Raw genomic sequence first — 22,079 nt, 5'->3', positions numbered from 1 at the left:
CACGGGGCCCCGCCCGGCCTAGCGTGGGCGGCATGCGCGTACTGGTCACCGGCTCGGCCGGGTTCATCGGGTCCCATGTCGTCGACGCCCTCGCCGCCCGCGGCCACGAGACGGTCGCTCTGGACGTGCGGGAGGACGGCGCCGACGTACGCGACCCCGAGGTGGTCGCCGCCCGGCTGCGCGGGGTGGACGCCGTCTGCCACCAGGCGGCCATGGTCGGCCTCGGCACCGGGTTCGCGGACGCGCCGGAGTACGTCTCCCGCAACGACCTCGGCACCGCCGTACTGCTCACCGCCATGGCGGCGGCGGGGGTACGGCGTCTGGTGCTCGCCGGGTCGATGGTGGTCTACGGCGAGGGCGCCTACGCCTGCCCGCGGCACGGGGCGGTACGGCCGGGCCCCCGGGCGGTGGCCGACCTCGACGACGGCCGGTTCGAGCCGCCGTGTCCGCGCTGCGGTGCGGCGCTCACCCCCGGGCTGGTCGGCGAGGACGCCCCCGCCGACCCGCGCAATGTGTACGCCACCACCAAGCTGGCCCAGGAGCACCTGGCCGCCGCGTGGGCCCGCTCGACCGACGGCTGGGCGGTGTCGCTGCGCTACCACAACGTGTACGGCCCCCGGATGCCCCGCGACACGCCGTACGCGGGCGTCGCCTCCTTCTTCCGCTCGGCCCTGGCCCGCGGCGAGGCTCCCCGCGTCTTCGAGGACGGCGGCCAGCGCCGCGACTTCGTCCACGTCCGCGACGTGGCGGCCGCCAACGCGACGGCCCTGGAGGCGGACGCACCCCGGGGCGCCCTGACCCCTTACAACACCGGCAGCGGCACTCCGCACACGATCGCCGACCTGGCCTCCGCTCTCGCCAAGGCGTGCGGAGGCCCGCCTCCGGTGGTGACGGGCGAGTACCGCCTGGGCGACGTCCGCCACATCACGGCGGACTCCACCCGGCTGCGAGCAGACCTCGGCTGGAAACCGGAGGTGCGGTTCGAGGAGGGGATGAGGGAGTTCGCGCGGTCGTGAGGGGGCCGCGCCCCGAAAGGGGCGCGGGGCTGTGTCTGATCCGCGGCTCCGCCGCGGGGCGCGACCAGCTCACCGCGCCCCGAAAGGGGCGCGGGGAAGTGCGCGAGCAACCACGAACCCACCCGCACCCGCCAACCAACAAGCCCCCCCCGAGCTCGAACGCGCCCTAAACCCCCACCACCGGCAACGTCACCTCGAACCGACACCCTCCCACCACGTTCCGAACCTCCGCCCTCCCCCGATGCGCCTCCACGATCCCCCGCACAATGGCCAGCCCCAACCCCGCCCCCGCCGGAGGCGTCCTCGCATCGGTCCCCCGCCACCCCGTGTCGAACACCCGCGGCAACTCCTCCTCCGGAATCCCCCCGCACGCGTCGGTGACCGACAGCACCACCCCGTCCGCCGACCGCTCCGCGGCCACCGCGACCGTCCCGTCCGCCGGCGTCCGCCGGATCGCGTTGACCAGGAGATTGCCCAGCACCCGGCTCATCTCCTTGCCGTCCACCTCCACCGGCACCGCCTCGATGCGGTCCCCCACCAGCCGCACCCCGTGCTCGCGGGCGAGCGGATCCGCCCCGGCGAGTGCGTCGCCGACGAGGTCGTACACCGACATCCGGGACGGCGACAGCGCCAGCGCTCCCGCGTGGATGCGGGAGAGCTCGAAGAGGTCGCCCACCATCCCGTTGAGCCGCTCCACCTCCGTGCGAATGCGGCGCAGATAGCGGTCGGGGTCGGCGGCGACCCCGTCCTCCAGCGCCTCTGCCATCGCGCGCAGTCCGGCGAGCGGAGTGCGCAGGTCGTGCGAGATCCAGGCGACGAGTTCGCGCCGGGAGGACTCCAGGGCCCGCTCCCGCTCCCGGGAGCGGGCGAGCTTCGCACTCGTGGCGGCCAGTTCGCGGCTGACCTCGGCGAGTTCGGCGGTGCCGGGGCTCGCGGGCGCGGCGAAGTCCCCGCCGTCGCCGAACGAGCGTGCGGCGAGGGCGAGTTCGCGGCTGCGGGCGACGACCCAGCGGCCCAGCAGCAGCGCGGTGGCCAGGGAGACGACGGCCGCCATCGCGACGACCGTGGTGACGACGGAGAGGTCGTGCGCGGACAGGAACATGGCCTGGGCGACGGCGAGCGTGCCGGCGAGCATCGCCCCGACGGCGACGGCGGCGACGACGGCCACGGAGGCGGTGAGCGAGCGGCGGCGGAGCAGCCACAGCGCGCCCAGGCCGAGCAGTCCGGCGGCGGCGGCGCCGAGGAAGGCGAACAGGACGATGAGCAGCGTGTCACGCACGGCCGGCGCTCCCCTCGGCGGGCCGCCCCGCGCCCTCGGCCGTCTCGACCGCCTCGGCCCCCGTGGGCTCGAACCGGTATCCGACCCCCCACACCGTCTGGATGAGCAGCGGCCGGGCCGGATCGTCCTCCACCTTGCCGCGCAGCCGCCGGACATGGACCGTGACGGTGGACAGGTCGCCGAAGTCCCAGCCCCACACCTCGCGCATCAGCTCCTCCCGGCCGAACACCCGCCGGGGGTGGGCGAGCAGGAACGCCAGGAGGTCGAACTCCCGCAGCGTGAGCGCGAGTTCGGTGCCGTGCTTGGTGGCGCGCCGGGCCGCCGGGTCCAGGACGAGACCGGCGGCGCGCAGCGGCCGGGTGTCCGGTCCCGGCCGGGTGCGGCGCAGTACGGACTGGACGCGCAGCACGAGTTCGCGCGGGCTGAACGGCTTGGTGACGTAGTCGTCCGCGCCCACCTCCAGGCCGAGGATGCGGTCGTCCTCGTCGCCGCGTGCCGTCAGCATGACGACCGGCACGGGGCCGCGCTCCCGCAGCCGGCGGCAGACCTCGAGGCCGTCCATGCCGGGAAGCATCAGGTCGAGGACGACCAGGTCGGGCCGGTGCGCGGCGGCGCGGGCGAGCGCGGCCGGGCCGTCCCCGGCGCGGTCCACCACGTATCCCGCGCGGTCCAGATATCCGGAGACGACCTCGGCGACGGTGGGGTCGTCGTCCACGACGAGGATCCGCGCTCCGGAGGCGTCCAGGGTTCCGGCGGCTTCCGGGGCTCCGGCGGCGTTCGGCACTCCGGCGGCGGCCGGGGCTCCGCCGCCGCCCCGCGCCGTCGCTTCGGTGGCCGGGGACTCGTTGGGCTGTCGCATGCGACCAGCCTCCCACCGCGCCCCCGGGAGTGCCGCCGACGGCCCTCGACGTCCGTGTTTCGTAAGAAGCGGACGCCCCGAAATGTCCGTTTCCGATTCGTAGGGTGAGGGCCGTGACGAGCCCTTCTCCCCACTCCCCCGACCCGGACGACGCCGCCGCCGGCGTCGACGTGGTCCTGCCCTGTCTCGACGAGGCCGACGCCCTGCCGTGGGTGCTGCGCCGCATCCCGCCCGGCTGGCGTGCCCTGGTGGTGGACAACGGTTCCACCGACGGGTCGGCCGACGTCGCCGCCGCGCTCGGCGCCACGGTGGTGCGCGAGCCGCGCCGCGGTTTCGGCGCCGCCTGCCACGCGGGCCTCGCGGCGGCCACCGCCGACGTCGTCTGCTTCTGCGACTGCGACGCCTCGCTCGACCCCTCGCTCCTCGTCCCGTTCGTGCGGGAGGTGTGCGCGGGCCGGGCCGACCTGGTGCTCGGCCGACGGCGGCCGCAGGGCCCGGGCGCCTGGCCCGCGCACGCCCGGGCCGGCAACCTCGCGCTCTCCCGGATGCTGCGCAGCCGCACCGGGCTGCGGCTGCGCGACCTCGGTCCGCTGCGCGCCGCCCGCCGGGAGGCGCTGCTCGGCCTCGCCCTCACCGACCGGCGCAGCGGCTATCCGCTCCAGATGGTGGTGCGCGCGGCCGACGCCGGCTGGCGGGTCGCCGAGCACGACGTCCCGTATCTGCCGCGCACGGGCGCGTCGAAGGTGACCGGCACGTGGCGCGGGACCTGGCAGGCGGTCCACGACATGCGCCGCGTCCTCGCCGAACCGCCGGTGCATCACGCCGTGGAAGGAGGCAGGTCCCGATGACGCCCGTGCGACCGCCCACCCTGCTCGTCATCGCCAAGGAGCCCCGGCCGGGCCGGGTCAAGACCCGGCTGACGCCGCCGTTCACCCCGGAGCAGGCGGCCGCCCTGGCCGAGGCCGCGCTCGCCGACACCCTGGCGGCGGTGGCGGCGGCCCCGGCCGCCCGGCGCGTCCTGGTGCTCGACGGCCGGCCGGGGCCATGGCTCCCGCCCGGCTTCGAGGTCGTACCGCAGTGCGCGGGCGGCCTGGACGAGCGGCTGGCGGCGGCCTTCGCCCAGTGCGAGGGTCCGGCCCTGCTCGTCGGCATGGACACGCCCCAAGTCACCCCCGCGCTCCTCACGGTCGACTTCGACGGCTGCGACGCGTACCTCGGGCTCGCCGAGGACGGCGGTTTCTGGGCGCTGGGCCTCGCCGCGCCCGACCCCGCGCTGGTGCGCGGGGTGCCGATGTCGACGGACCGCACGGGCGCGGTCCAGCGCGACCGGCTGCTCCGCGCGGGGCTGCGGGTGCGCGCGCTCCCCCCGCTGCGCGACGTCGACACGGCCACCGACGCCCACGCGGTCTCCGCAGCGGCACCGGGAAGCCGCTTCGCGGCCGAACTCGACCGCCTCGCGTCGGTCCCGGACCCACAGAACCCGGACCGACGCCGCCCGGACCGGCAGAGCGCCCACCGGCAGGACCCGAACCGAAGCGGCCCGGACCCGTGGAGCCCGGCCCCGCGGAACGCGGACGCGGAGGGGCGGCGGCCGTCGGCCGCCGCCGGCGCCCGGCCCCTCCGGGGTGGCGGCCGATGACCACCGCACGTGAGGCGCGCCCGCCCGTCACCGCGGCCGCGGGCGAGGTGGCTCCCCCGGGGCCCCGCCCCGGCCGTACGTCACGTTCCCCGGTTCCCGCCTCCTGGTCGGCGGACCCGTACGCCGACGCCCTGCGTACCGGCCGCGGCCCCCTCTTCCTGCGGCGCTCCGACGGATGGCTGCTGCCACTGGAGGTGGAGCGCTGGTGCGCGGCGGCCGACGCGGCCGACGAAGAGGTGCTGCGTCGCTGCGAGGGCACGGTGCTCGACGTCGGCTGCGGCCCGGGCCGCCTGGTGGCCGCGCTGTCGGCGCGGGGCCGGCCCGCGCTCGGGGTGGACGTCAGCGAGGCGGCCGTGGCCCGCACGCTCCGGCTCGGCGGCCGGGCGCTGCGCCGCTCGGTCTTCGAGCCGCTGCCCGGCGAGGGCCGCTGGGGCACCGCGCTGCTCGTCGACGGCAACGTCGGCATCGGCGGCGACCCCGTGGCCCTTCTCGCCCGGATGCGCGAACTGCTGCGCCCCGGCGGCCTGTTGCTCGCCGAGACGGTGCCGGCGGCGGACGTCGACGAACGGGCCGACGTCCGCCTCGTACGGGAGGCGTACGGCGCGGGCGGCGCCGCCGAGGCACCGGGCGCCGCGTTCCCGTGGGCCCGGCTCGGCGCACCGGCGCTGCTCCGGTACGCCGCCCGTGCGGGCTGGCGCCCGGCCGGTCAGTGGTCGGCCGGCGGGCGCCGCTTCGTCGCCCTGCGCAGCCGCCGCAGGAGCAGCAGCGCGCTGCCGCCGAACAGTACGGCGGTGATCAGCAGCCAGCGGCCGAGGAACCCGTCGGCGGGCAGCGCGGTGGCGGACCGGTAGCGGCCGGCCACCTGCCCGCCGATCAGCGGGAACCACACCAGCAGCAGAAGCCCGGACAGTGCGGCCGGTACGCGTACGTATCCGGCCCACTCCCGGCGGCGGACCGCACCGAAGGCGCGTACGGCGGCGCGGTCGAGGCCCGCGTACAGCGGAAGCAGCACCAGGTCGTGCAGCAGGGCCGCGCCCACGAACCACAGCACGAGGCCCAACCGGTCCTCCGCCTCCGTGAGCAGCCGCGTCCCCGCGTATCCGGCGAGCGCGAACGAACAGGCGAGCAGCAGGAGTTGGAGCGGGCTGCCGAGGACCGCCGCCCACCGCACACCCACGAGCCGCCGCCCCGCCCTCGTCACGACACCCTTCACCTGACACCCCCGAAGGTCATCCGGGCCACCCACTTGGTGTTGAGCACGCCGGGCGCCGCGGGCACGATCACGCGCGCCGGGTATCCGTGGTCCGGGGTCAGCTCCTCGCCGTTGGCGTACAGGGCGAGCAGCGAGCGCGGGTCGGCCACCTGGTTGGCGCGCAGCACGGCGTGGCGGAAGGCGCCGTGCCGCTGGAGCGACTCGACGAACACGTCCGGCGGGTCCTCGTAGCCGACGAGCGCGGCGAGGTCGCGCAGCCGTACGCCGTGCCACCACTGGTTCGAGGTCGACCAGCCCTCCACGCAGGCGATGGGCAGGGCGGAGCTGTGCAGGTCCATGGCCAGCAGGGCGGATCTGGTCAGCCGGACGGTGCCGGTGCGTCCGGTGACGACCAGCCGCCAGGCCTCGTCGCCGGTCTCCGCCGGCGAAATGCCCGCGTACGCCGCCGTCTTGTTGATCTGGAAGGCACCGGGTCCGCTGCCCGGTTCGGCGCCGCCGTGCGGTGCGAGGAGCGCCGTGCGCCGCAGTGGTCCGTCGAAGCCGCGGCCGGCCGTGGTGGCGAACAGCAGCAGCGATGCGCCGCCGACGAGGCCGAGGGCGCCGCGCCGGGAGACGGTGGGGTCGGCGGGTGCGGGCGCGGCCGACTCATCGGGACGCGCGCGGAGTTCGCGCAGGTTGCGCAGGGCGGTCGGCATCCGCAGGACCGCGTGGGCGAGGAAAGCGGCGAAGAACACCCATGCCCCGTAGAAGTGCAGCGGGTAGAAGGAGCCGGGGAAGACGTAGTCGAGCTGGACGTTGAGCACGCCGGTGGTGAACTCGAAGAGCGCGCCGCCGACCAGGAGCAGCAGCGAGAGCCGTTCGGCCGCGTGGGCGAGGGAGCGCGCGGGCGGCAGCGTGAACAGCTTCGGCACCACCGACCAGAGCTTGCCGAGCAGCACCGGGATCAGGGTGACGCCGAGCGTGACGTGGATGCCCTGGGTGAGCCGGTAGAGCCAGGGCGGATCGGTGGGCCAGTCGAAGAGGTAGAAGCCGAGTATGCCCTTGTCCGGCGTCTTGTCGTTGACCGGTGACAGATCCGGGTTGTAGGCGGCGTACGACAGCAGTCCGGTGACGAAGAGCAGGGTGATCCCGCCGAGCAGGACGACACCGAGCAGCGCGGTGAACCGGGTGCCGCGCACGGGGCTGCGCCAGAAGGCGGGCGCGAAGGGTGAGCGGGTGAGGAGGGTGGTCCGTGCCATGTGCCCGACCGTAGGCGCGGATCACTCACGCGAAGCCGCTGCGAACCATGACGAAACACTGACGTCCGCCCCGGCCGCCGCCCGTCCCGCCCGCCCGCGGCCTAGCGTTCCGGTGTGAACCGCGCTCCCCTCCGCGACCGCTTTGGCGGCCGCCCGCACGACCGCCGCCCCGACCGCCCGCAGGACCCCCGCCGTGACCGCCGTCGTGATCTGTACGCCGTCCTGGCCGCCGCGCTGCTCGTGACGGCGGCCGCGCTGATCGGCACCGCGATCGAGCGCCGGGACGGCACGCTCCACGTGGGGTGGCCGCCGTTGTACGCCAACTGGGCGCCGCACGTGGGTCCGGGGACCCCGGCCGCGGTGGCCGTGGCGGTCCTGGTGGTGGCGTACGGTCCCGCGCTCGCCGCCCGGCTGCCGTGGCGGGCGCTCCTGGCCTCCGTGTGGGGTGCGGCGCTGGCGTGGACGTTCTCCCTCGCCCTCGTCGACGGGTGGCAGCGCGGGCTCGCGCGCCGGCTGACCACCCGCTACGAGTATCTGCGTGCCGTGGACCGCTTCTCCGACATCCCCGCCACACTGCGGGACTTCACCCACCACATCCTGCTGGACTCCCCGGAGCACTGGCCGCCGCACGTGGCCGGGCATCCCCCGGCGTCGACCCTCACCTTCGTCCTGCTCGACCGGATCGGGCTGGGCGGCGGCGCGTGGGCGGGGGTGTGGTGCGTCACCGTGGGGACGTCGGCGGCGGTCGCGGTCCTCGTCGCCGTGCGGGCGCTGGCGGGCGAGCAACTGGCGCGCAGGGCCGCGCCGTTCGTGGTCCTGGCCCCGACCGCGGTGTGGGTGGGGGCCTCGGCGGACGGGTATTTCGCGGGGGTCGCGGCGTGGGCGGTGGCGTGTCTGGCGCTCGCGGTGACGGGCCGCGGGGTGTGGGCCTTCGGCCTCGGCGCGGGGCTGCTGTTCGGGCTGACGGTCTATCTCTCCTACGGCCTCACGCTGTTCGTCGTCCTCGCGGGCGCGGTACTGCTGCTGGGCTCGCGGCGCCGGGCGGTGCTGCCGTGGCTGGTGACGGGGTGCGCGGTGGTTCCGGTGGTGTTCACCTGGCTGGGCTTCGACTGGTGGGAGGCGTACCGGCTGCTGGTGCGGCGCTATTACCAGGGGGCGGGCGGGATCAGGCCGTACGGCTACTGGGTGTGGGCCAACCTGGCGTGCACGGTACTGGTGGTGGGTCCTGCGACGGTGGCGGGACTGCGCCGGGCGGGGGGTGTGCCGGCCGGCGCGGTGGGCCGGGCGGACGTACGGCCGGCACGGCTGCGACCGGCGCGGTGGCTCGCGGACATGCGCCTGCGGCCCGCGTGGTGGTCCGCCCAGGTGCGGCTCGCGGTGCTGGTGGGGGCGGCGCTGGCCGCCCTGCTGGCGGCGGACCTGTCCGGGATGAGCAAGGCGGAGACGGAACGGATCTGGCTGCCGTTCGCGATGTGGCTGCTGCCGGCGGGGGCGCTGGTGAGCGGCGTACGGGCGTGGCTCGGCGCGCAGGCGGTGGTGGCGCTGCTGCTGAACCATCTGCTGCTGACCGGATGGTGACGGGCGCCGCCGCGCGGTGGCCGGCCCGGGCTCAGGGCCGGGGCCAGGGACGGCCGCCGATCCGTTCAATGCCGGTGTTGAACCGCTTGAGGTAGGACGCGAAGGCGGCGATGTCGTCGTCTGACCAGTCGGCCATCACCTGGTCGAGCGAGCGGACGATCCCCTCGCGCTCCTCGTCGAGGAGCCGGCCGCCCTTGTCGGTGAGGCGGAACTTGCGGGCCATCCCGCCCTCGGGGTCCGGGATGCGTTCGACCAGTCCGGCGCGCATCGCGGCGGCGGTCTGCCGGTTGAGGGTGGAGGCGTCGAGCCCGAAGGCGTCGCTGAGCTCGCCGATGGACATGGGCCCCTGCACCCGGATGCGGCTGAGCAGGATGTAGGCGCTGCGTTCCAGCACGCCGTCCTTGCGACGGCCGCCGCCCTTGTTCAGGAAGGTGTGGCGGCTGAGCAGCATCTGCTCGTACTCGACCTCGTGCGCCGGACTGTCCATGGCTCCATCGTCTCATATGCATGTGCATGGCACACATGACGTGCGCGATACACACGACATGTATGATGCACATCGTTTGCCGCACTCGTTCGGCACTCGTTCGACAGGCGAGGGGCACGCAGCCTCCACGCGGTCTTCCGGTAGCACACACAGTCGAGGAGTCGAGTCCCATGGACGCCCCCCAGACCACGGCCCGTTCGGGCGGCGTGGTCGCCACGCTGGCCCTGGCCGGCATCACGGCAGCGATCATGCAGACGCTGGTCACCCCGCTCCTCCCGGAGCTGCCGCAGATCCTGCACACCTCGTCGGCGAACGCCGCCTGGGTCATCACCATCACCCTGCTCGTCGGCGGTGTGTGCGTGCCGATATCCGGCCGCCTCGGCGATCTGCTGGGCAAGCGCCGGATGCTGCTCGCGTGCGCCGTGCCGCTGATCGCGGGCTCGGTGGTGTGTGCGCTGTCGTCCTCGGTGACGCCCATGATCATCGGGCGGGGTCTGCAGGGGATGGGCATGGGCATGGTGCCGCTCGGCATCGCCCTGCTGCGGGACGTGGTCCCGATGGAGAAGCTCAGCTCCTCCATCGCGCTGGTCAGCGCCTCCATGGGGATCGGCGGCGGGCTCGGCCTGCCGATCGCCGCGGCCGTCGCGCAGTACGCGAACTGGCGCGTGCTGTTCTGGGGTTCGGCCGGTCTGGCCGTCGTCGTGGCGGTCCTGATCTGGTTCATGATCCCGGACGTCCCGGCGGGCGCGAAGGGCCAGCGCTTCGACGTGCCCGGCGCGCTCGGTCTCGCCGTCGGTCTGGTCTCCCTGCTGCTGGCGATCTCCGAGGGCGCCGACTGGGGCTGGGGCTCGGCCACCACGCTGGGTCTGTTCGCGCTGGCCGTCGTCGCGCTGGCGGGCTGGGGCTGGTGGGAGAGGCGCACCACCGATCCGCTGATCGACCTGCGCACCGCTGCCGTCCCGCGGGTGCTGCTCACCAACGCCGCCTCGATTTTCGTCGGCTTCGCGATGTACGCGAGCATGCTGGTCATGCCGCAGCTGCTGCAGTTCCCCGAGGCCACCGGGTACGGGCTGGGGCAGTCGATGCTCGCGGCCGGCCTGTGGATGGCGCCCGGCGGCGTCATGATGATGTTCGTCTCGCCGCTCGGCGGGAAGCTCACCAACGCCCAGGGCCCGAAGTTCACGCTGGTCTGCGGCGCGCTGGTGATCGCCGTGGGGTACGGCGTCTCCATGCCGCTGATGGGTTCGGCGTGGGGGCTGATGGTCGTCGGCATCGTCATCAACAGCGGGGTGGGGCTGGCCTACGGGGCGATGCCCGCGCTGATCATGAGTTCGGTGCCGCTCAACGAGACGGCCGCCGCGAACGGTTTCAACACGCTGATGCGCTCGCTGGGCACCTCGATCGGTTCCGCCGTCATCGGCGTGATCCTCGCCCAGATGACCACGACGCTGGGCGGTCACTCCTTCGCCTCCGAGTCCGGGTTCCGCACGGCGCTGCTGGTCGGCGGCGGACTCGCGCTGGTCTCCGCGCTGATCGCGGCGGTCATCCCGGCGGTGCGCGGCGGCGGGTCGGGCGGAGCGGAAGCCGCCCCCGCCGTGCCGGCCAAGGAGGCGGCGGTCGAGGGCTGACGGCTTCTCGGGGGGGGGCGTTGTCAGTGGTCGGTCCTAGTGTGGATGTCGAGGGAAGAACGCGGGGGCCGGCAGCCCCCGCGACCACCGGCGCGTCCACCGGGCGCGACCACTGACTCGACTACTGGGGGCTTCCATGACGACCTTGTCCGGCCGGCCGCACACCGCGCTGCTCGTGATCGACGTGCAGAACGACGTGATGGCGGGCGCCCACGACCGCGACGGTGTCGTCGCCAACATCGCCGCCCTGGTGGACCGGGCCCGCGCCGAGGACGTGCCCGTGGTGTGGGTGCAGCACTCGGACGAGGGCCTCGTGCGGGACAGCGAGGGCTGGCGGTACGTGCCCGAGCTGGTCCGCCGGGAGAGCGAGCCGGTGGTGCACAAGAAGTACGGGGACTCCTTCGAGGACACGGAGCTGGAGGAGGTGCTCGCGGGGCGCGGTGTGGGGCGGGTCGTGGTGACCGGCGCGCAGACCGACATGTGCGTGCGCTCCACGCTCCACGGCGCCTTCGTCCGGGGGTACGACGTGACGCTGGTCGGCGACGCGCACACGACGGAGGATCTCACGGCCCATGGGGCACCGGCCCCCGAGCAGGTCATCGCCCACACCAACCTCTACTGGGGTTTCCACAACGGCCCGGGCCGCCGGGCGGAGACGGTCGGGACGAAAGAGGTGACGTTCACGGCGGCGGCCCCGGCCGGCACCGAGGGCTGAGGGGACCGGACCCCGGTCCGGCGACAGGTCACCGGCGCTCGCGCGCGGGGCGCCGGCCGTCGTCGGTGACCGGGTCGTCGGTGACCGGGTCGTCGGTGACGGGGGACTCGCTTCGCGGACCCGGGTGGTGGCGGCCGCGCAGGGCGGACGCGCCGGCGGCCACCAGGGCCATGCCCGCGGCCACGCCGAACACGATGGTGAGCCCGTGGTGGAACGGTCCCGAGACCAGCTGCGGGAAGAAGCTGTGCCCGGTGAGGACGTCACGCTGGGCGGTGGTGAGCCGGTCGAGCGTGTCACCGGAGGCGAGCAGATGGGCGATGGGGTTGTTGCCGAGGAACGTCGCGAACAGGGTGCTCACCGGCGGGAGTGACGCGGCCTGTTCGGCGGTGCCGGCCGGTACGCCGTGCGCCTGGAGGCCGCTGTTCAGCGCGGCGGGCAGGGAGGAGGCGAGCCCGGAGATCATCAGGGAGAAGAACACGCCGATGGACAGGGCGGTGCCCGAGTTCTGGAAGGTGGAGCGCATCCCGGAGGCCACGCCCCGGTACTCCGGCGGGACGCTGCCCATGATCGAGGAGGTGTTGGGCGAGGAGAACATGCCCTGGCCGATGCCGCTGAGCAGCAGCAGCGCGGCGAAGAGCGGGTAGTCGAAGTCGACGGGGAGCGCGAGCAGTCCGAGGAAGGAGGCGGCGACCAGCACCAGTCCGGTGGTGGAGAACAGCCGGGCGCCGAACCGGTCGGAGAGGAAGCCCGAGACCGGGCCCGCGATCAGGAAGCCGACGGTCAGCGGCAGCATGAAGATGCCCGCCCACAGCGGGGTGTCCTCGAACTCGTAGCCGTGCAGCGGCAGCCAGATGCCCTGCAGCCAGATGATGAGCATGAACTGCAGCCCTCCGCGGGCGATCGCGGTGAGCAGTGCGGCGAGGTTGCCCGCGGCGAACGCCCGCACCTTGAACAGGGACAGCTTGAACATGGGTTCGGCGACGCGGCTCTCGACGACGCAGAAGACGAGCAGCAGGAACACCCCGCCGAACAGTCCGGCGAGGACCCAGGGGTTGCCCCAGCCGGTGGCGTCGGAGCCGTAGGGCTGGATGCCGTAGGTGATGCCGGCGAGCAGGATGCCGGCGCCGGCCGCGAAGGTGACGTTGCCGAACCAGTCGACGCGGCCGGGGCGGCCGGTGGTGATCTCTCGCAGGCTCAGATACGACCAGACGGTGCCGGTGATGCTCACCGGAACGCTCACCCAGAACACCGCGCGCCAGTCCACGGCCGCGAGGAGGCCGCCGGCGAGCAGACCGAGGAACTGTCCGGCGAGGGCGGTGATCTGGTTGATGCCGAGGGCCATGCCCCGCTGCCGGGAGGGAAAGGCGTCGGTGAGGATGGCCGCGGAGTTGGCGGTGAGCATGGAACCGCCGAAGGCCTGCACCATCCGCCACAGGATCAGCCACAGCGCGCCGGCGCCGGCGCGGAACGGGTCGAGGGAGAGCGCGACGGAGGCGCAGGCGAAGATGAGGAAGCCCAGGTTGTAGATGCGCACCCGGCCGAACATGTCGCCGAGCCGGCCGAGGACGACCACGAGGACGGCCGAGACCAGCAGATAGCCGAGGATCATCCACAGCAGATAGCCGATGTTGCCGGGGGCGAGCGGGTCGAGACCGATCCCCCGGAAGATGGCGGGCAGCGAGATGATCACGATGGAGGCGTCCATCGTGGCGATCAGCACGCCGAGTGTGGTGTTGGACAGCGCGATCCACTTGTAGCCGGGGCCCGCCGTTCCTGCCTTCGCTCCTGCTCCCATGATGCTCCACGCTAATTTCATCAGTCTGGACTGCTCAACCAAGACTGAGTAATCACTGCCCGCCGGACGGGTGCTCCCGCACGCTTCCCGACCCGGCCCGATGCCGCGAAACGGTTCAGACTGGGCCCATGGGGAACCGATGGTGGTCCGGACGGGCCGAGGGTGGTCCGGACAGGGACGGAAAGGCGGTGAGGTGCCGTGAGCGGCGCTGACCGTGCCCCGGACGCGGACTTCACGGGGGCCGTCCTGCACGACCTGGGCGCCGGAGTGATCACGATGGACCCGGACGGCCGGATCACCTCCGCCAATCCCTGGGCCGAGGAACTGCTCGGGCGCACCGCGGCGGAGATGGTCGGCCGTGATGCGCACGACCTGCTGCACCGCCAGGCCGACGGCAGCCCGGTCCCGCGCGAACAGTGCACGATGACCGAACCGCTGCGCGGATCGGAGTCGGCCGAGGAGGGCAGCGAGGAGTACTTCCTGCGCGCCGACGGCACGCCCGTGCCGATCACCTGGGCCACCACCCCGCTCTGGCTGGACGGCCGCCGGGCCGGTGTGGTGCTCGTCTTCCACGACTTCAGCCTGCACCGCAGCGCCACCGAGCAGGCGGCCGCGCACACCGCCGCGCTGGAGGCGCTGACCGCCCGGCTGCATCTGATCGCCGACATCTCCTCGGTGCTGATGGCGGGCGTGAGCACCTCGGGCAGCATGCGGCGGCTGCTGCGGCTGCTCGTCCCCGGGATGGGCGCATGGGCCGCGGTCGACGTCTGCTCCGAGCACTCCACCAACCTGGAGCGCGTCGCCGTGCGCAGCGCGCACCACCGCCGTACCGGCCGGCTGAAGGGCCCCCTGCCTCCGCTGCCGGAGAAGTCCCGCCTGGCGGTGGCGCGGGCGCTGAACGGCGACCGCCCCACCCGGCTGACCGCCGCCGAGCTGCGCGACTCCCCGGACGCGCCCCTCGCCGCCACGCACGGCGCGCTGTTCGAACGGCTCGGCGGCGACTACGCGGTCGCGGTGCCGCTGCGCACCCGGCAGCGGCCGTACGGCCTGCTCACCGTGGCCCGCACCGGCACTCCGCACACCGACGCCGAGGCCGCCGTACTGGCCGACATCGGCCGGCGGGTGGCCCTGGTGATGGACAACGCCCGGCTCTACTACGAACAGCGCAACGTCGCGGAGACCATGCAGCGCCAGCTCCTCGCCCCGCTCCCCCAGGTGAACCATCTGCGGATGGCCGCGCGCTACCGGCCGGCCCAGCGGGCCATGGAGATCGGCGGGGACTGGTACGACGCCTTCCTGCTCGGGGACGGCGTGATGGCCCTGGTCATCGGGGACGTCGTCGGGCACGACCTGAAGGCGGCCGCGCACATGGCCGAGGTCCGCAACATGCTGCGCGCGCTGGCCTGGGACCACTGCGAGCCGCCGAGCCTGATCATGCGGCGGCTGGACGAGGCGGTCACCAACACGAGTGACGCGCCGATGGCCACGGCGGTCTTCGCCCGGGTCGAGGGACCCGAGGGCGGGCCCTGGCGGCTGCACTGGGTCAACGCGGGCCATCCGCCCCCGCTGCTGATCACCCGCGAGGGCACCACGCGCTTCCTCCAGGGCGGGCACGGCCCGCTGATCGGCATGAGCGCCACCCTGCACCTGGGTCTGAGCTGGCCGGACGCCAGCGAGGAGCTGCCGCCGGAGAGCACGCTGCTGCTCTACACCGACGGCCTGGTGGAGAGCCGCAACCGCCCGATCGACCTGGGCATGGCGACCCTGCGCCACCACGCCGGCGTCCTGGCGCGGCGGCCCGCGGGGAACACGGTGGACGACTTCTGCGACGAGCTCCTCGAACGCATCGCGCCGAGCGGTGACGACGCGGCCCTGCTCGCGCTGCGGCTGCCCGAGGCCGGGGCCGGAACCGCGGGCGACCTGCGGCCACCGCCGCCGCCCCAGGCCCCGTACAGTCCCGCCGCCCCCGACCGGGCGGCCCCCGGCTCGGTCCAGGAGCACCCCCACGTACAGGACCCGACGCGGGGCTTCCGCGAGGAGTGACGGGACCACGGGAATACCCCTGGGGGGTATATCGTTGTCGTCTCACGTACGCGGCAACCACTACCGAAGGGGGACGGCCATGGACCACGACCACGCGCAGCACGGCGGCACCCACGCGAGCTGGGGCATGGCGGCGCAGGCGACGCTGCACTGTCTGACCGGCTGTGCGCTCGGCGAAATCGTCGGCATGGTGATCGGCACCGCGGCGGGCCTGCACAACGCGGCGACGGTCGTGCTGTCCGTCGTCCTCGCCTTCGTGTTCGGCTACGCGCTGACGATGCGGAGCGTGCTGCGCGCGGAGGTGCCGCTGCGGCAGGCGGCGAAGGTGGCGCTCGCCTCGGACACCGTCTCCATCGCCGTGATGGAGCTGATCGACAACACCGTCATGGTCGGCGTGCCCGGCGCCATGACCGCCGGGCTGTCCGACCTCCTGTTCTGGGGCTCGCTCGCGTTCTCGCTCGCCCTGGCGTTCGTCGTCACCACGCCCGTCAACCGGTGGATGATCGGCCGCGGCAAGGGCCACGCGGTGATGCACGCGTATCACTGACGCGGGCCCCGCGAGGACGCCGCCCGATGCCGGGCGGCGTCCTCGCGGCGTCTCAGGCGGCGTCGGGGTCCAGCATGATCACCGTCTTGATGTCGTCGTCCGGCCGCTGCTCGAACGCCTCGCCCGCCCGCTCCAGCGGCACCTTGCGGGTGAGCAGGCGGTGCAGCCAGTCGACGTCGGCCTTGGCCAGGGCGTCGGCGGCCTGCCGGTAGTGGCGGAGGTTGGCGTTGACGGAGCCGACCACGGCGTCGTTCTCCAGGACGATCTCCCGGTTGACCTGGCCCGCGTCCACCGTGAGCCGGCGTCCGACGGGCGAGACGCCGGTGAGGCAGACGATCCCGTACGCCGCCGTGCCGCTCACGCAGTCGAACACCACGGGACCGGCGCCGGTGGCCTCGACGACCACGTCCGGGCGCAGCGCGGAGACCACGTCGGCCGCGTCACCGGAGTGGTAGGTCGCCCCCAGGGCCCGTACCGCCTCCGGCTTCGCCCCGTCGGCGACGCGGTCGAGGACGTGCACGTCGAGGCCGCGCTGCCGCCCCAGCAGGGCGGCCAGCAGGCCGATCGGGCCCGCGCCGGTCACCAGTGCCCGGCGCGGCTCGAACCAGGCGCGGGCGCCCACCCGTTCGATCTGCTCCCAGGCCTTGGCCACCACGCTGGTCGGCTCCATCAGGACGCCGGCGAGCCCGAGGCCGGGATCGATGCGGACGGCGTAGTCCGCCTCGACGGACCACATCTCGGAGCCGTAGCCGTCGCGGCCCTTGATGCCGCGCTCCTCGTAGCGGCCGTTGCGGCACATGTCGAACTCGCCGTGCGCGCAGGCGCCGCAGGGCTCCGGATCGGGGCGGCGCACCACGCCCGCGACCAGGTCGCCGGCGCCGAACCCGCTGCCGTCCGGGGCGCGTTCCACCCGGCCCAGCGACTCGTGGCCCAGGACCAGCCGGTCCCGGCCCCCGGGCGCCTGGCCGTACTCCCCGCGGGCGATCTCCCGGTCGGTACCGCACACGCCCAGCGCGAGCCCGCGGACGAGGAGTTCGCCGGCGGCCGGTGTCGGCTCGTCGATCTCCTGCGGGCTCGGGGTGGCGGCGTGGCCGGGTCGTACGGTCAGGGCACGCATGCTGCTCCTTCTCTAGAGGGGGGACGGGCCGGCGGTCGGGTGCCGGGGCCTGCCGACGGGCCGGTGGGTGGGCCGGGGCGGTCTCCGTCGCCGGTTCCGGGGCCGTGAGCCGCTCGCGCAGCCGGGCCAGGCAGCGGGTGAGGAGCCGGGAGACCTGCATCTGGGACACCCCGACGGCCGTGGCGATCTGCTGCTGGGTCTGGTCGTGGAAGAACCGGAGGTAGAGGATGCGGCGCTCGCGCTCCGGCAGGCAGTGCACGGCGCTCGCCAGGGTGAGCCGGTCCACGACCAGGTCGAGCGCCGGGTCGTGGTCGCCGACGGCGTCCGAGACGGCCCGCCCGCCGGCCTCCTCGCCGCGTTCCGGGGCGTCGAGCGAGCGCAGCCGGCACGCCGTCTCCGAGCGCAGCGCCTCGGTGACCGCCTCGGTGGTCAGCCCGCTGACGTGCGCGATCTCCTCGGCCGTCGGGGTCCGCCCGCCCAGCCGCTGCTCCAGCTCGCGCCGGGCGTGGCCCACCCGGTTGCGGGCCTCCTGCACGGGGCGCGGCAGCCGCAGCAGTCCGCTCCGGTCGCGCAGGTGGCGTTTGATCTCGCCGGTGACGGTCGGCAGCGCGTAGGCGAGGAAGGCGTGGCCGCGGCCGGGGTCGTAGCCGTCCACGGCCTTGACCAGTCCCAGGCAGGCGATCTGGACCAGGTCGTCCGGATCCTCGGTGGTGACGTTGCGGTACTTGGCGGCGACCCGGCGCGCGAAGGGCACGAGCAGGCTGATGGCCTCCTCCCGCGCCGCCCGGCGCGCGGGCCCGGGCCCGGCCGCGTGAACCCGTCCGACGAGGGCGTCGATCCGCTCGGAGCACAGACTCGGGTCCTCGGCACCGGCGGAGGACACCGCGGGGGCGTCGTCCTGCTCCGGTCGCGCGGAGCTGGTCAGCGTTGTCATCTGGGCCTCGTACTGTCGGCGGGAGACGGGACTGGAACAGCGGGTTCCCCACATCGTTTGCCGTATGCAAAGGTCGCGCCCCTCCACTGCGCCGTACGGCCGAGTCGCTGTTTCCCGGGGGTCGGGACCGGTTACCCCCTGTTTCACACCATGCGGCCCGAGGTGAATTCATGCGTCTGCTGCTCGTCCATCCCAGTGCCCTCATGTACTCCGAGATCTTCCTCAGGCTGGAACCGCTGGGGCTGGAACGTGTCGCCGCGGCGGCACGCGAGGCCGGCCACGAGGTCCGCGTGGTGGACCTTCAGGTGCTGCGCGAGGCGGACCTGCGCCGGGAGGTGTTCCGGTTCCGTCCGGACGTCGTCGGCTTCTCGCTCAACTACCTCGCCAACATCCCCGAGGCCATCGACCTGGCCCGCGCGATCAAACGGGTGCTGCCCCGCAGCTTCGTGTTCTTCGGCGGGCACAGCGTCTCGTTCGTCGCCGAGGAGGTCCTCGAACAGGCCGGGGGCGCGCTCGACGCCGTCGTCCGGGGCGAGGGCGAACCGGCGATGGCCCCGCTCCTCGAAGCGGTGCGCGACGGCGGTGTCGAGGGCGTCCCCGGCATCGTCACCGCCGACGGGCGCGGTCCGGCGCCCTCGATGCTGCACAGCATCGACAGTCCGCGCCCGGCCCGGGACCTGATGCGCCGCCGGGGGCGGTACTTCATCGGCGAACTCGATCCGTGCGCGTCCATCGAGTTCACCCGCGGCTGCCCCTGGGACTGTTCGTTCTGCTCCGCCTGGACGTTCTACGGTCGCAGCTACCGCAAGGCCTCCCCCGAGGCCGCCGCCGCGGAGCTGGCGAGCATCCGGGAGCCCAACGTCTTCATCGTGGACGACGTGGCCTTCATCCGGCCGGAGCACGGCAACGCGATCGCCGCGGAGGTGGAGCGGCGCGGCGTCCGCAAGCAGTACTACCTGGAGACCCGCAGCGACGTGCTGCTGCGCAACACCGAGGTGTTCGAACGCTGGACCCGGCTGGGCCTGCGCTACATGTTCCTCGGCATGGAGGCGATCGACGCCGAGGGGCTCGACCTGTACCGCAAACGGGTGAGTCCGGACGAGAACTTCCAGGCCCTGGAGGTCGCCCGGAAGCTGGGCATCAGCGTGGCGATCAACCTGATCGTGGACCCCGCCTGGGACGAGGAGCAGTTCCGTCTCGTCCGGGAGTTCGCCCTGTCGGTCCCGGAGATCGTGCACCTGACGGTGATGACGCCGTATCCGGGCACGGAGATCTGGCACACCGAGGCGCGCCGGCTGACCACCCGGGACTACCGGCTCTTCGACATCCAGCACGCCGTCGTCCCGACGAAGCTGCCGCTGGACGTCTTCTACCGGGAGCTGGTCCGCACCCAGGGCGTCATCAACCGCAAGCACCTCGGGCTGCGCACGGCGTTCGGTGCCGCGCGGATCCTGGGCCGCAACCTCGCCCACGGGCAGACGAACTTCGCCCGGATGCTGTGGAAGTTCAACAGCGTCTACAACCCGCGCCGCCAGTTCGCCGACCACCAGCGGACCGTCCACTACGAGTTGCCGCTGCCGCAGCGCGTGGACGTCGGCGACCGCCGGCAGCTCTACGTCCACGCCAGGCCGGCCGGGCGCGGCAAGGGCGCCGCGGCCAAGCCGGCCGGGGGCGCCTGCGCCGGGGACGCGGTGCCCACGGGCGACTGACGGCAGGCCCGGCGCGCGCTCGCCGGCGGCGTCCGGGTACCGGCCCGGGGGCGCGGCGGCACCGGGTCCGTGCGCGCGGGGTTTAGCAACGCGCCGCGGGGGCTACTCCGCCCCCGTTCCTGCCGGAGACCGGCTCCGTCGGTACAGCGCGCGTCGGAGGGCGTACATGTCGCAGACTCACCCCGGGCCGGCCAAGCCGGTGGAGGCGGACCAGAATCCCCGGATCTCGGTGGGTGAGCGGGTCCGGGACTATCTCACCACCACCGATCACAAGAAGATCGGCAACCTGTACCTGGTCACGTCGTTCTCCTTCTTCCTGCTCGCCGGTCTGCTGGCGATGCTGATGCGCGCCGAACTGGCCCGGCCCGGGCTGCAGATCGTGACCGAGCACCAGTACAACCAGCTCTTCACGATCCACGGCACCATCATGATGCTGCTGTTCGCGACGCCCACGTTCGCCGGGCTCGCCAACGCGATCATGCCGCTGCAGATCGGCGCCCCCGACGTCGCCTTCCCCCGGCTCAACGCGCTGACGTACTGGCTGTTCCTGTTCGGCGGTCTGACCGTGCTCTCCGGCTTCCTCACCTCCGAGGGCGCGGCGCCCTTCGGCTGGTTCGCCTACGCGCCGCTGAACAGCGCCGTGGAGAGCCCCGGGGCGGGCGGGTCGCTGTGGGCGATGGGTCTGGTGGTGGCGGGGCTGAGCACCACGCTGGGCTCGGTCAACTTCATCGCCACGATCCTGTGTCTGCGGGCCCCCGGCATGACGATGTTCCGGATGCCGATCTTCACCTGGAACATCCTGTTCACCTCGATCCTGGCGCTGCTGGCCTTCCCGGTGCTCACCGCCGCCCTGCTCGCCCTGGTGATCGACCGTGAGTTCGGCGCCCACATCTACGACTCGGCCACCGGCGGCGCCCTGCTCTGGCAGCACCTGTTCTGGTTCTTCGGCCATCCGGAGGTCTACATCGTGGCGCTGCCGTTCTTCGGCGTCGTCACGGAGATCATCCCCGTCTTCAGCCGAAAACCGGTGTTCGGATACGTCGGCATGGTGGGCGCGACCATCGCGATCACCATGCTGTCGGCCACCGTGTGGGCGCACCACATGTTCGCCACCGGCGGGGTGCTGCTGCCGTTCTTCTCGCTGATGTCGTTCCTCATCGCCATCCCCACCGGAGTGAAGTTCTTCAACTGGATCGGCACGATGTGGCACGGCAGCCTGTCGTTCGAGACGCCGATGCTGTGGTCGCTGGGCTTCCTGGTGACGTTCCTGCTCGGCGGGCTCAGCGGTGTCCTGGTGGCCTCCCCGGCGCTGGACTTCCATCTGACCGACAGTTACTTCGTCGTCGCCCATCTGCACTACGTGCTGTTCGGCACGATCGTGTTCTCGCTCTTCGGCGGGCTGTACTTCTGGTGGCCGAAGCTGACCGGGAAGATGCTCGACGAACGGCTGGGGAAGATCCATTTCTGGACGCTGTTCGTCGGCTTCCAGATGACGTTCCTGGTCCAGCACTGGCTCGGCGAGATGGGCATGCCGCGCCGCTACGCCGACTATCTGGCCGCCGACGGCTTCACCGACCTCAACACCATCTCCTCCATCGGCGCCTTCCTGCTGGGCCTGTCGACGCTGCCGTTCCTCTACAACGTCTGGAAGACCGCGCAGTACGCCCCGAAGGTCGAGGTCGACGACCCCTGGGGGTACGGCCGCTCGCTGGAGTGGGCGACCTCCTGCCCGCCGCCGCGGCACAACTTCGACGCCATTCCCCGCGTACGGTCCGACTCCCCCGCCTTCGACCTGCACCATCCGGAGTTCAAGCGGTATCTGAACCCGGAGGCGCGCGGCGAGGTCGAACCGACGCCCGACACGCTGAAGGGGCAGAGCAAATGAAGCACGAGTCCTATCTCTTCGCCGGTGTGTCGCTGTTCTTCCTGGTCACCGCCACCGCCTACGGATGGTTCTCGCGGGAGCCGGCCGGGACGGTCGCCCTGCTGGTCTCCTGCCTCATGGCCGCGATCATCGCGTTCTTCTCGATGGTCAACTACCGGCGCAAGGGGCTGCGCCCGGAGGACCGCCCGGACTCCGAGATCCGCGAGCGCGGCGGTCCGGTCGACTTCTTCCCGCCGCACAGCCCCTACCCGGTCGTCACCGCCCTGGGCGTCACGGTCCTCGCCATCGGCGTCGTCTACCACGCCTGGCTCGCCCTGCTGGGCGTCGGCATCGCCGGCAGCGGCGTCTTCGGACTCGCGTTCCAGTACCTCGGCCGGGACAGCGCCTGACGGACGCC

General features: G+C 73.3%; 17 protein-coding genes and 2 pseudogenes. 12 read left to right on the top strand and 7 right to left on the bottom strand.

Annotated elements, in window-relative coordinates:
* Positions 1 to 32 precede the first annotated feature (32 nt).
* Complete coding sequence (locus OIE12_RS31070) at positions 33 to 1,016, top strand: NAD-dependent epimerase/dehydratase family protein (protein WP_329141129.1); 984 nt, start codon at positions 33 to 35, stop codon at positions 1,014 to 1,016.
* A gap of 166 nt (positions 1,017 to 1,182) precedes the next feature.
* On the opposite strand, the gene OIE12_RS31065 is transcribed toward OIE12_RS31070, so the two are convergent.
* Positions 1,183 to 2,295 (bottom strand): sensor histidine kinase, encoded by a 1,113-nt coding sequence (locus OIE12_RS31065; RefSeq protein ID WP_329141127.1) that lies wholly within the window; start codon positions 2,293 to 2,295, stop codon positions 1,183 to 1,185.
* Entirely contained in the window at positions 2,288 to 3,154 is an 867-nt protein-coding gene (locus tag OIE12_RS31060) for a response regulator transcription factor (RefSeq protein WP_329141125.1), read from the bottom strand. Before OIE12_RS31060 ends, OIE12_RS31065 begins: the two co-directional genes overlap by 8 nt.
* 104 nt (positions 3,155 to 3,258) lie before the next feature.
* Here OIE12_RS31060 and OIE12_RS31055 point away from each other — a divergent pair, with 104 nt between their 5' ends.
* From OIE12_RS31055 to OIE12_RS31045, 3 genes and pseudogenes are all read left to right on the top strand, one after another.
* On the top strand, positions 3,259 to 4,002 hold the full coding sequence (locus OIE12_RS31055) for a glycosyltransferase family 2 protein (protein ID WP_329141123.1): 744 nt from the start codon (positions 3,259 to 3,261) through the stop codon (positions 4,000 to 4,002).
* Positions 3,999 to 4,619, top strand: a pseudogene (locus OIE12_RS31050) (TIGR04282 family arsenosugar biosynthesis glycosyltransferase); the annotation flags it as partial. The gene OIE12_RS31055 and the pseudogene OIE12_RS31050, both read left to right, overlap by 4 nt.
* Positions 4,620 to 4,789: 170 nt before the next feature.
* Complete coding sequence (locus OIE12_RS31045) at positions 4,790 to 5,644, top strand: class I SAM-dependent methyltransferase (RefSeq protein WP_329141121.1); 855 nt, start codon at positions 4,790 to 4,792, stop codon at positions 5,642 to 5,644.
* Positions 5,645 to 6,002: 358 nt separating this feature from the next.
* On the opposite strand, the gene OIE12_RS31040 is transcribed toward OIE12_RS31045, so the two are convergent.
* Positions 6,003 to 7,244 carry a molybdopterin-dependent oxidoreductase gene (locus OIE12_RS31040; protein WP_329141119.1) on the bottom strand — a complete coding sequence of 414 codons (1,242 nt, stop codon included), beginning with the start codon at positions 7,242 to 7,244 and terminating at the stop codon, positions 6,003 to 6,005.
* A gap of 114 nt (positions 7,245 to 7,358) precedes the next feature.
* Here OIE12_RS31040 and OIE12_RS31035 point away from each other — a divergent pair, with 114 nt between their 5' ends.
* Positions 7,359 to 8,822 (top strand): hypothetical protein, encoded by a 1,464-nt coding sequence (locus OIE12_RS31035; protein ID WP_443053978.1) that lies wholly within the window; start codon positions 7,359 to 7,361, stop codon positions 8,820 to 8,822.
* A 31-nt stretch (positions 8,823 to 8,853) separates the two neighbouring features.
* Here the strand turns inward: OIE12_RS31035 and OIE12_RS31030 are convergent, their stop codons facing one another.
* Positions 8,854 to 9,309: a MarR family winged helix-turn-helix transcriptional regulator gene (locus OIE12_RS31030; protein ID WP_030379085.1), complete on the bottom strand. Its 456-nt coding sequence runs from the start codon at positions 9,307 to 9,309 to the stop codon at positions 8,854 to 8,856.
* 170 nt (positions 9,310 to 9,479) lie between these two features.
* Between OIE12_RS31030 and OIE12_RS31025 the strand changes: the two genes are divergently transcribed.
* The gene (locus OIE12_RS31025) at positions 9,480 to 10,937 is read left to right on the top strand and encodes an MFS transporter (RefSeq protein WP_329141116.1); all 1,458 of its coding nucleotides are present in this window, start codon (positions 9,480 to 9,482) and stop codon (positions 10,935 to 10,937) included.
* 136 nt (positions 10,938 to 11,073) lie between these two features.
* Complete coding sequence (locus tag OIE12_RS31020; protein WP_329141114.1) at positions 11,074 to 11,652, top strand: cysteine hydrolase family protein; 579 nt, start codon at positions 11,074 to 11,076, stop codon at positions 11,650 to 11,652.
* Between the two features lie 28 nt (positions 11,653 to 11,680).
* Here OIE12_RS31020 and OIE12_RS31015 read toward each other — a convergent pair whose 3' ends face one another.
* Positions 11,681 to 13,447 (bottom strand): MFS transporter, encoded by a 1,767-nt coding sequence (locus tag OIE12_RS31015; RefSeq protein ID WP_329141113.1) that lies wholly within the window; start codon positions 13,445 to 13,447, stop codon positions 11,681 to 11,683.
* 198 nt (positions 13,448 to 13,645) lie between these two features.
* Between OIE12_RS31015 and OIE12_RS31010 the strand changes: the two genes are divergently transcribed.
* Positions 13,646 to 15,490, top strand: a complete 1,845-nt coding sequence (locus OIE12_RS31010) for a SpoIIE family protein phosphatase (protein WP_443053976.1) — start codon at positions 13,646 to 13,648, stop codon at positions 15,488 to 15,490.
* Positions 15,491 to 15,569: 79 nt separating this feature from the next.
* Positions 15,570 to 16,037 carry a DUF4396 domain-containing protein gene (locus tag OIE12_RS31005; RefSeq protein WP_329141111.1) on the top strand — a complete coding sequence of 156 codons (468 nt, stop codon included), beginning with the start codon at positions 15,570 to 15,572 and terminating at the stop codon, positions 16,035 to 16,037.
* Positions 16,038 to 16,089: 52 nt separating this feature from the next.
* Here the strand turns inward: OIE12_RS31005 and OIE12_RS31000 are convergent, their stop codons facing one another.
* Together OIE12_RS31000 and OIE12_RS33545 are read right to left on the bottom strand one after the other, a co-directional pair.
* Positions 16,090 to 17,154, bottom strand: a complete 1,065-nt coding sequence (locus OIE12_RS31000) for a glucose 1-dehydrogenase (RefSeq protein ID WP_329141109.1) — start codon at positions 17,152 to 17,154, stop codon at positions 16,090 to 16,092.
* 166 nt (positions 17,155 to 17,320) lie between these two features.
* Positions 17,321 to 18,088: pseudogene (locus OIE12_RS33545) on the bottom strand (sigma-70 family RNA polymerase sigma factor); the annotation flags it as partial.
* Between the two features lie 170 nt (positions 18,089 to 18,258).
* Here OIE12_RS33545 and hpnR point away from each other — a divergent pair.
* The 3 genes from hpnR to ctaF all read left to right on the top strand — a co-directional run bounded on the left by hpnR (position 18,259) and on the right by ctaF (position 22,071).
* Positions 18,259 to 19,797, top strand: coding sequence for a hopanoid C-3 methylase HpnR (gene hpnR / locus OIE12_RS30990; protein ID WP_329141104.1), 1,539 nt, complete (start codon positions 18,259 to 18,261; stop codon positions 19,795 to 19,797).
* Positions 19,798 to 19,963: 166 nt separating this feature from the next.
* Entirely contained in the window at positions 19,964 to 21,682 is a 1,719-nt protein-coding gene (gene ctaD, locus OIE12_RS30985; protein WP_329141102.1) for an aa3-type cytochrome oxidase subunit I, read from the top strand.
* Positions 21,679 to 22,071, top strand: a complete 393-nt coding sequence (ctaF, locus tag OIE12_RS30980) for an aa3-type cytochrome oxidase subunit IV (protein ID WP_329141100.1) — start codon at positions 21,679 to 21,681, stop codon at positions 22,069 to 22,071. The genes ctaD and ctaF overlap by 4 nt, the downstream gene beginning before the upstream one ends.
* The last annotated feature ends 8 nt before the right edge of the window (positions 22,072 to 22,079 follow it).

The organism is Streptomyces sp. NBC_00670, assembly GCF_036226765.1.
Lineage (GTDB): Bacteria > Actinomycetota > Actinomycetes > Streptomycetales > Streptomycetaceae > Streptomyces.
This window is presented reverse-complemented; position numbering and strand designations above follow the sequence as displayed.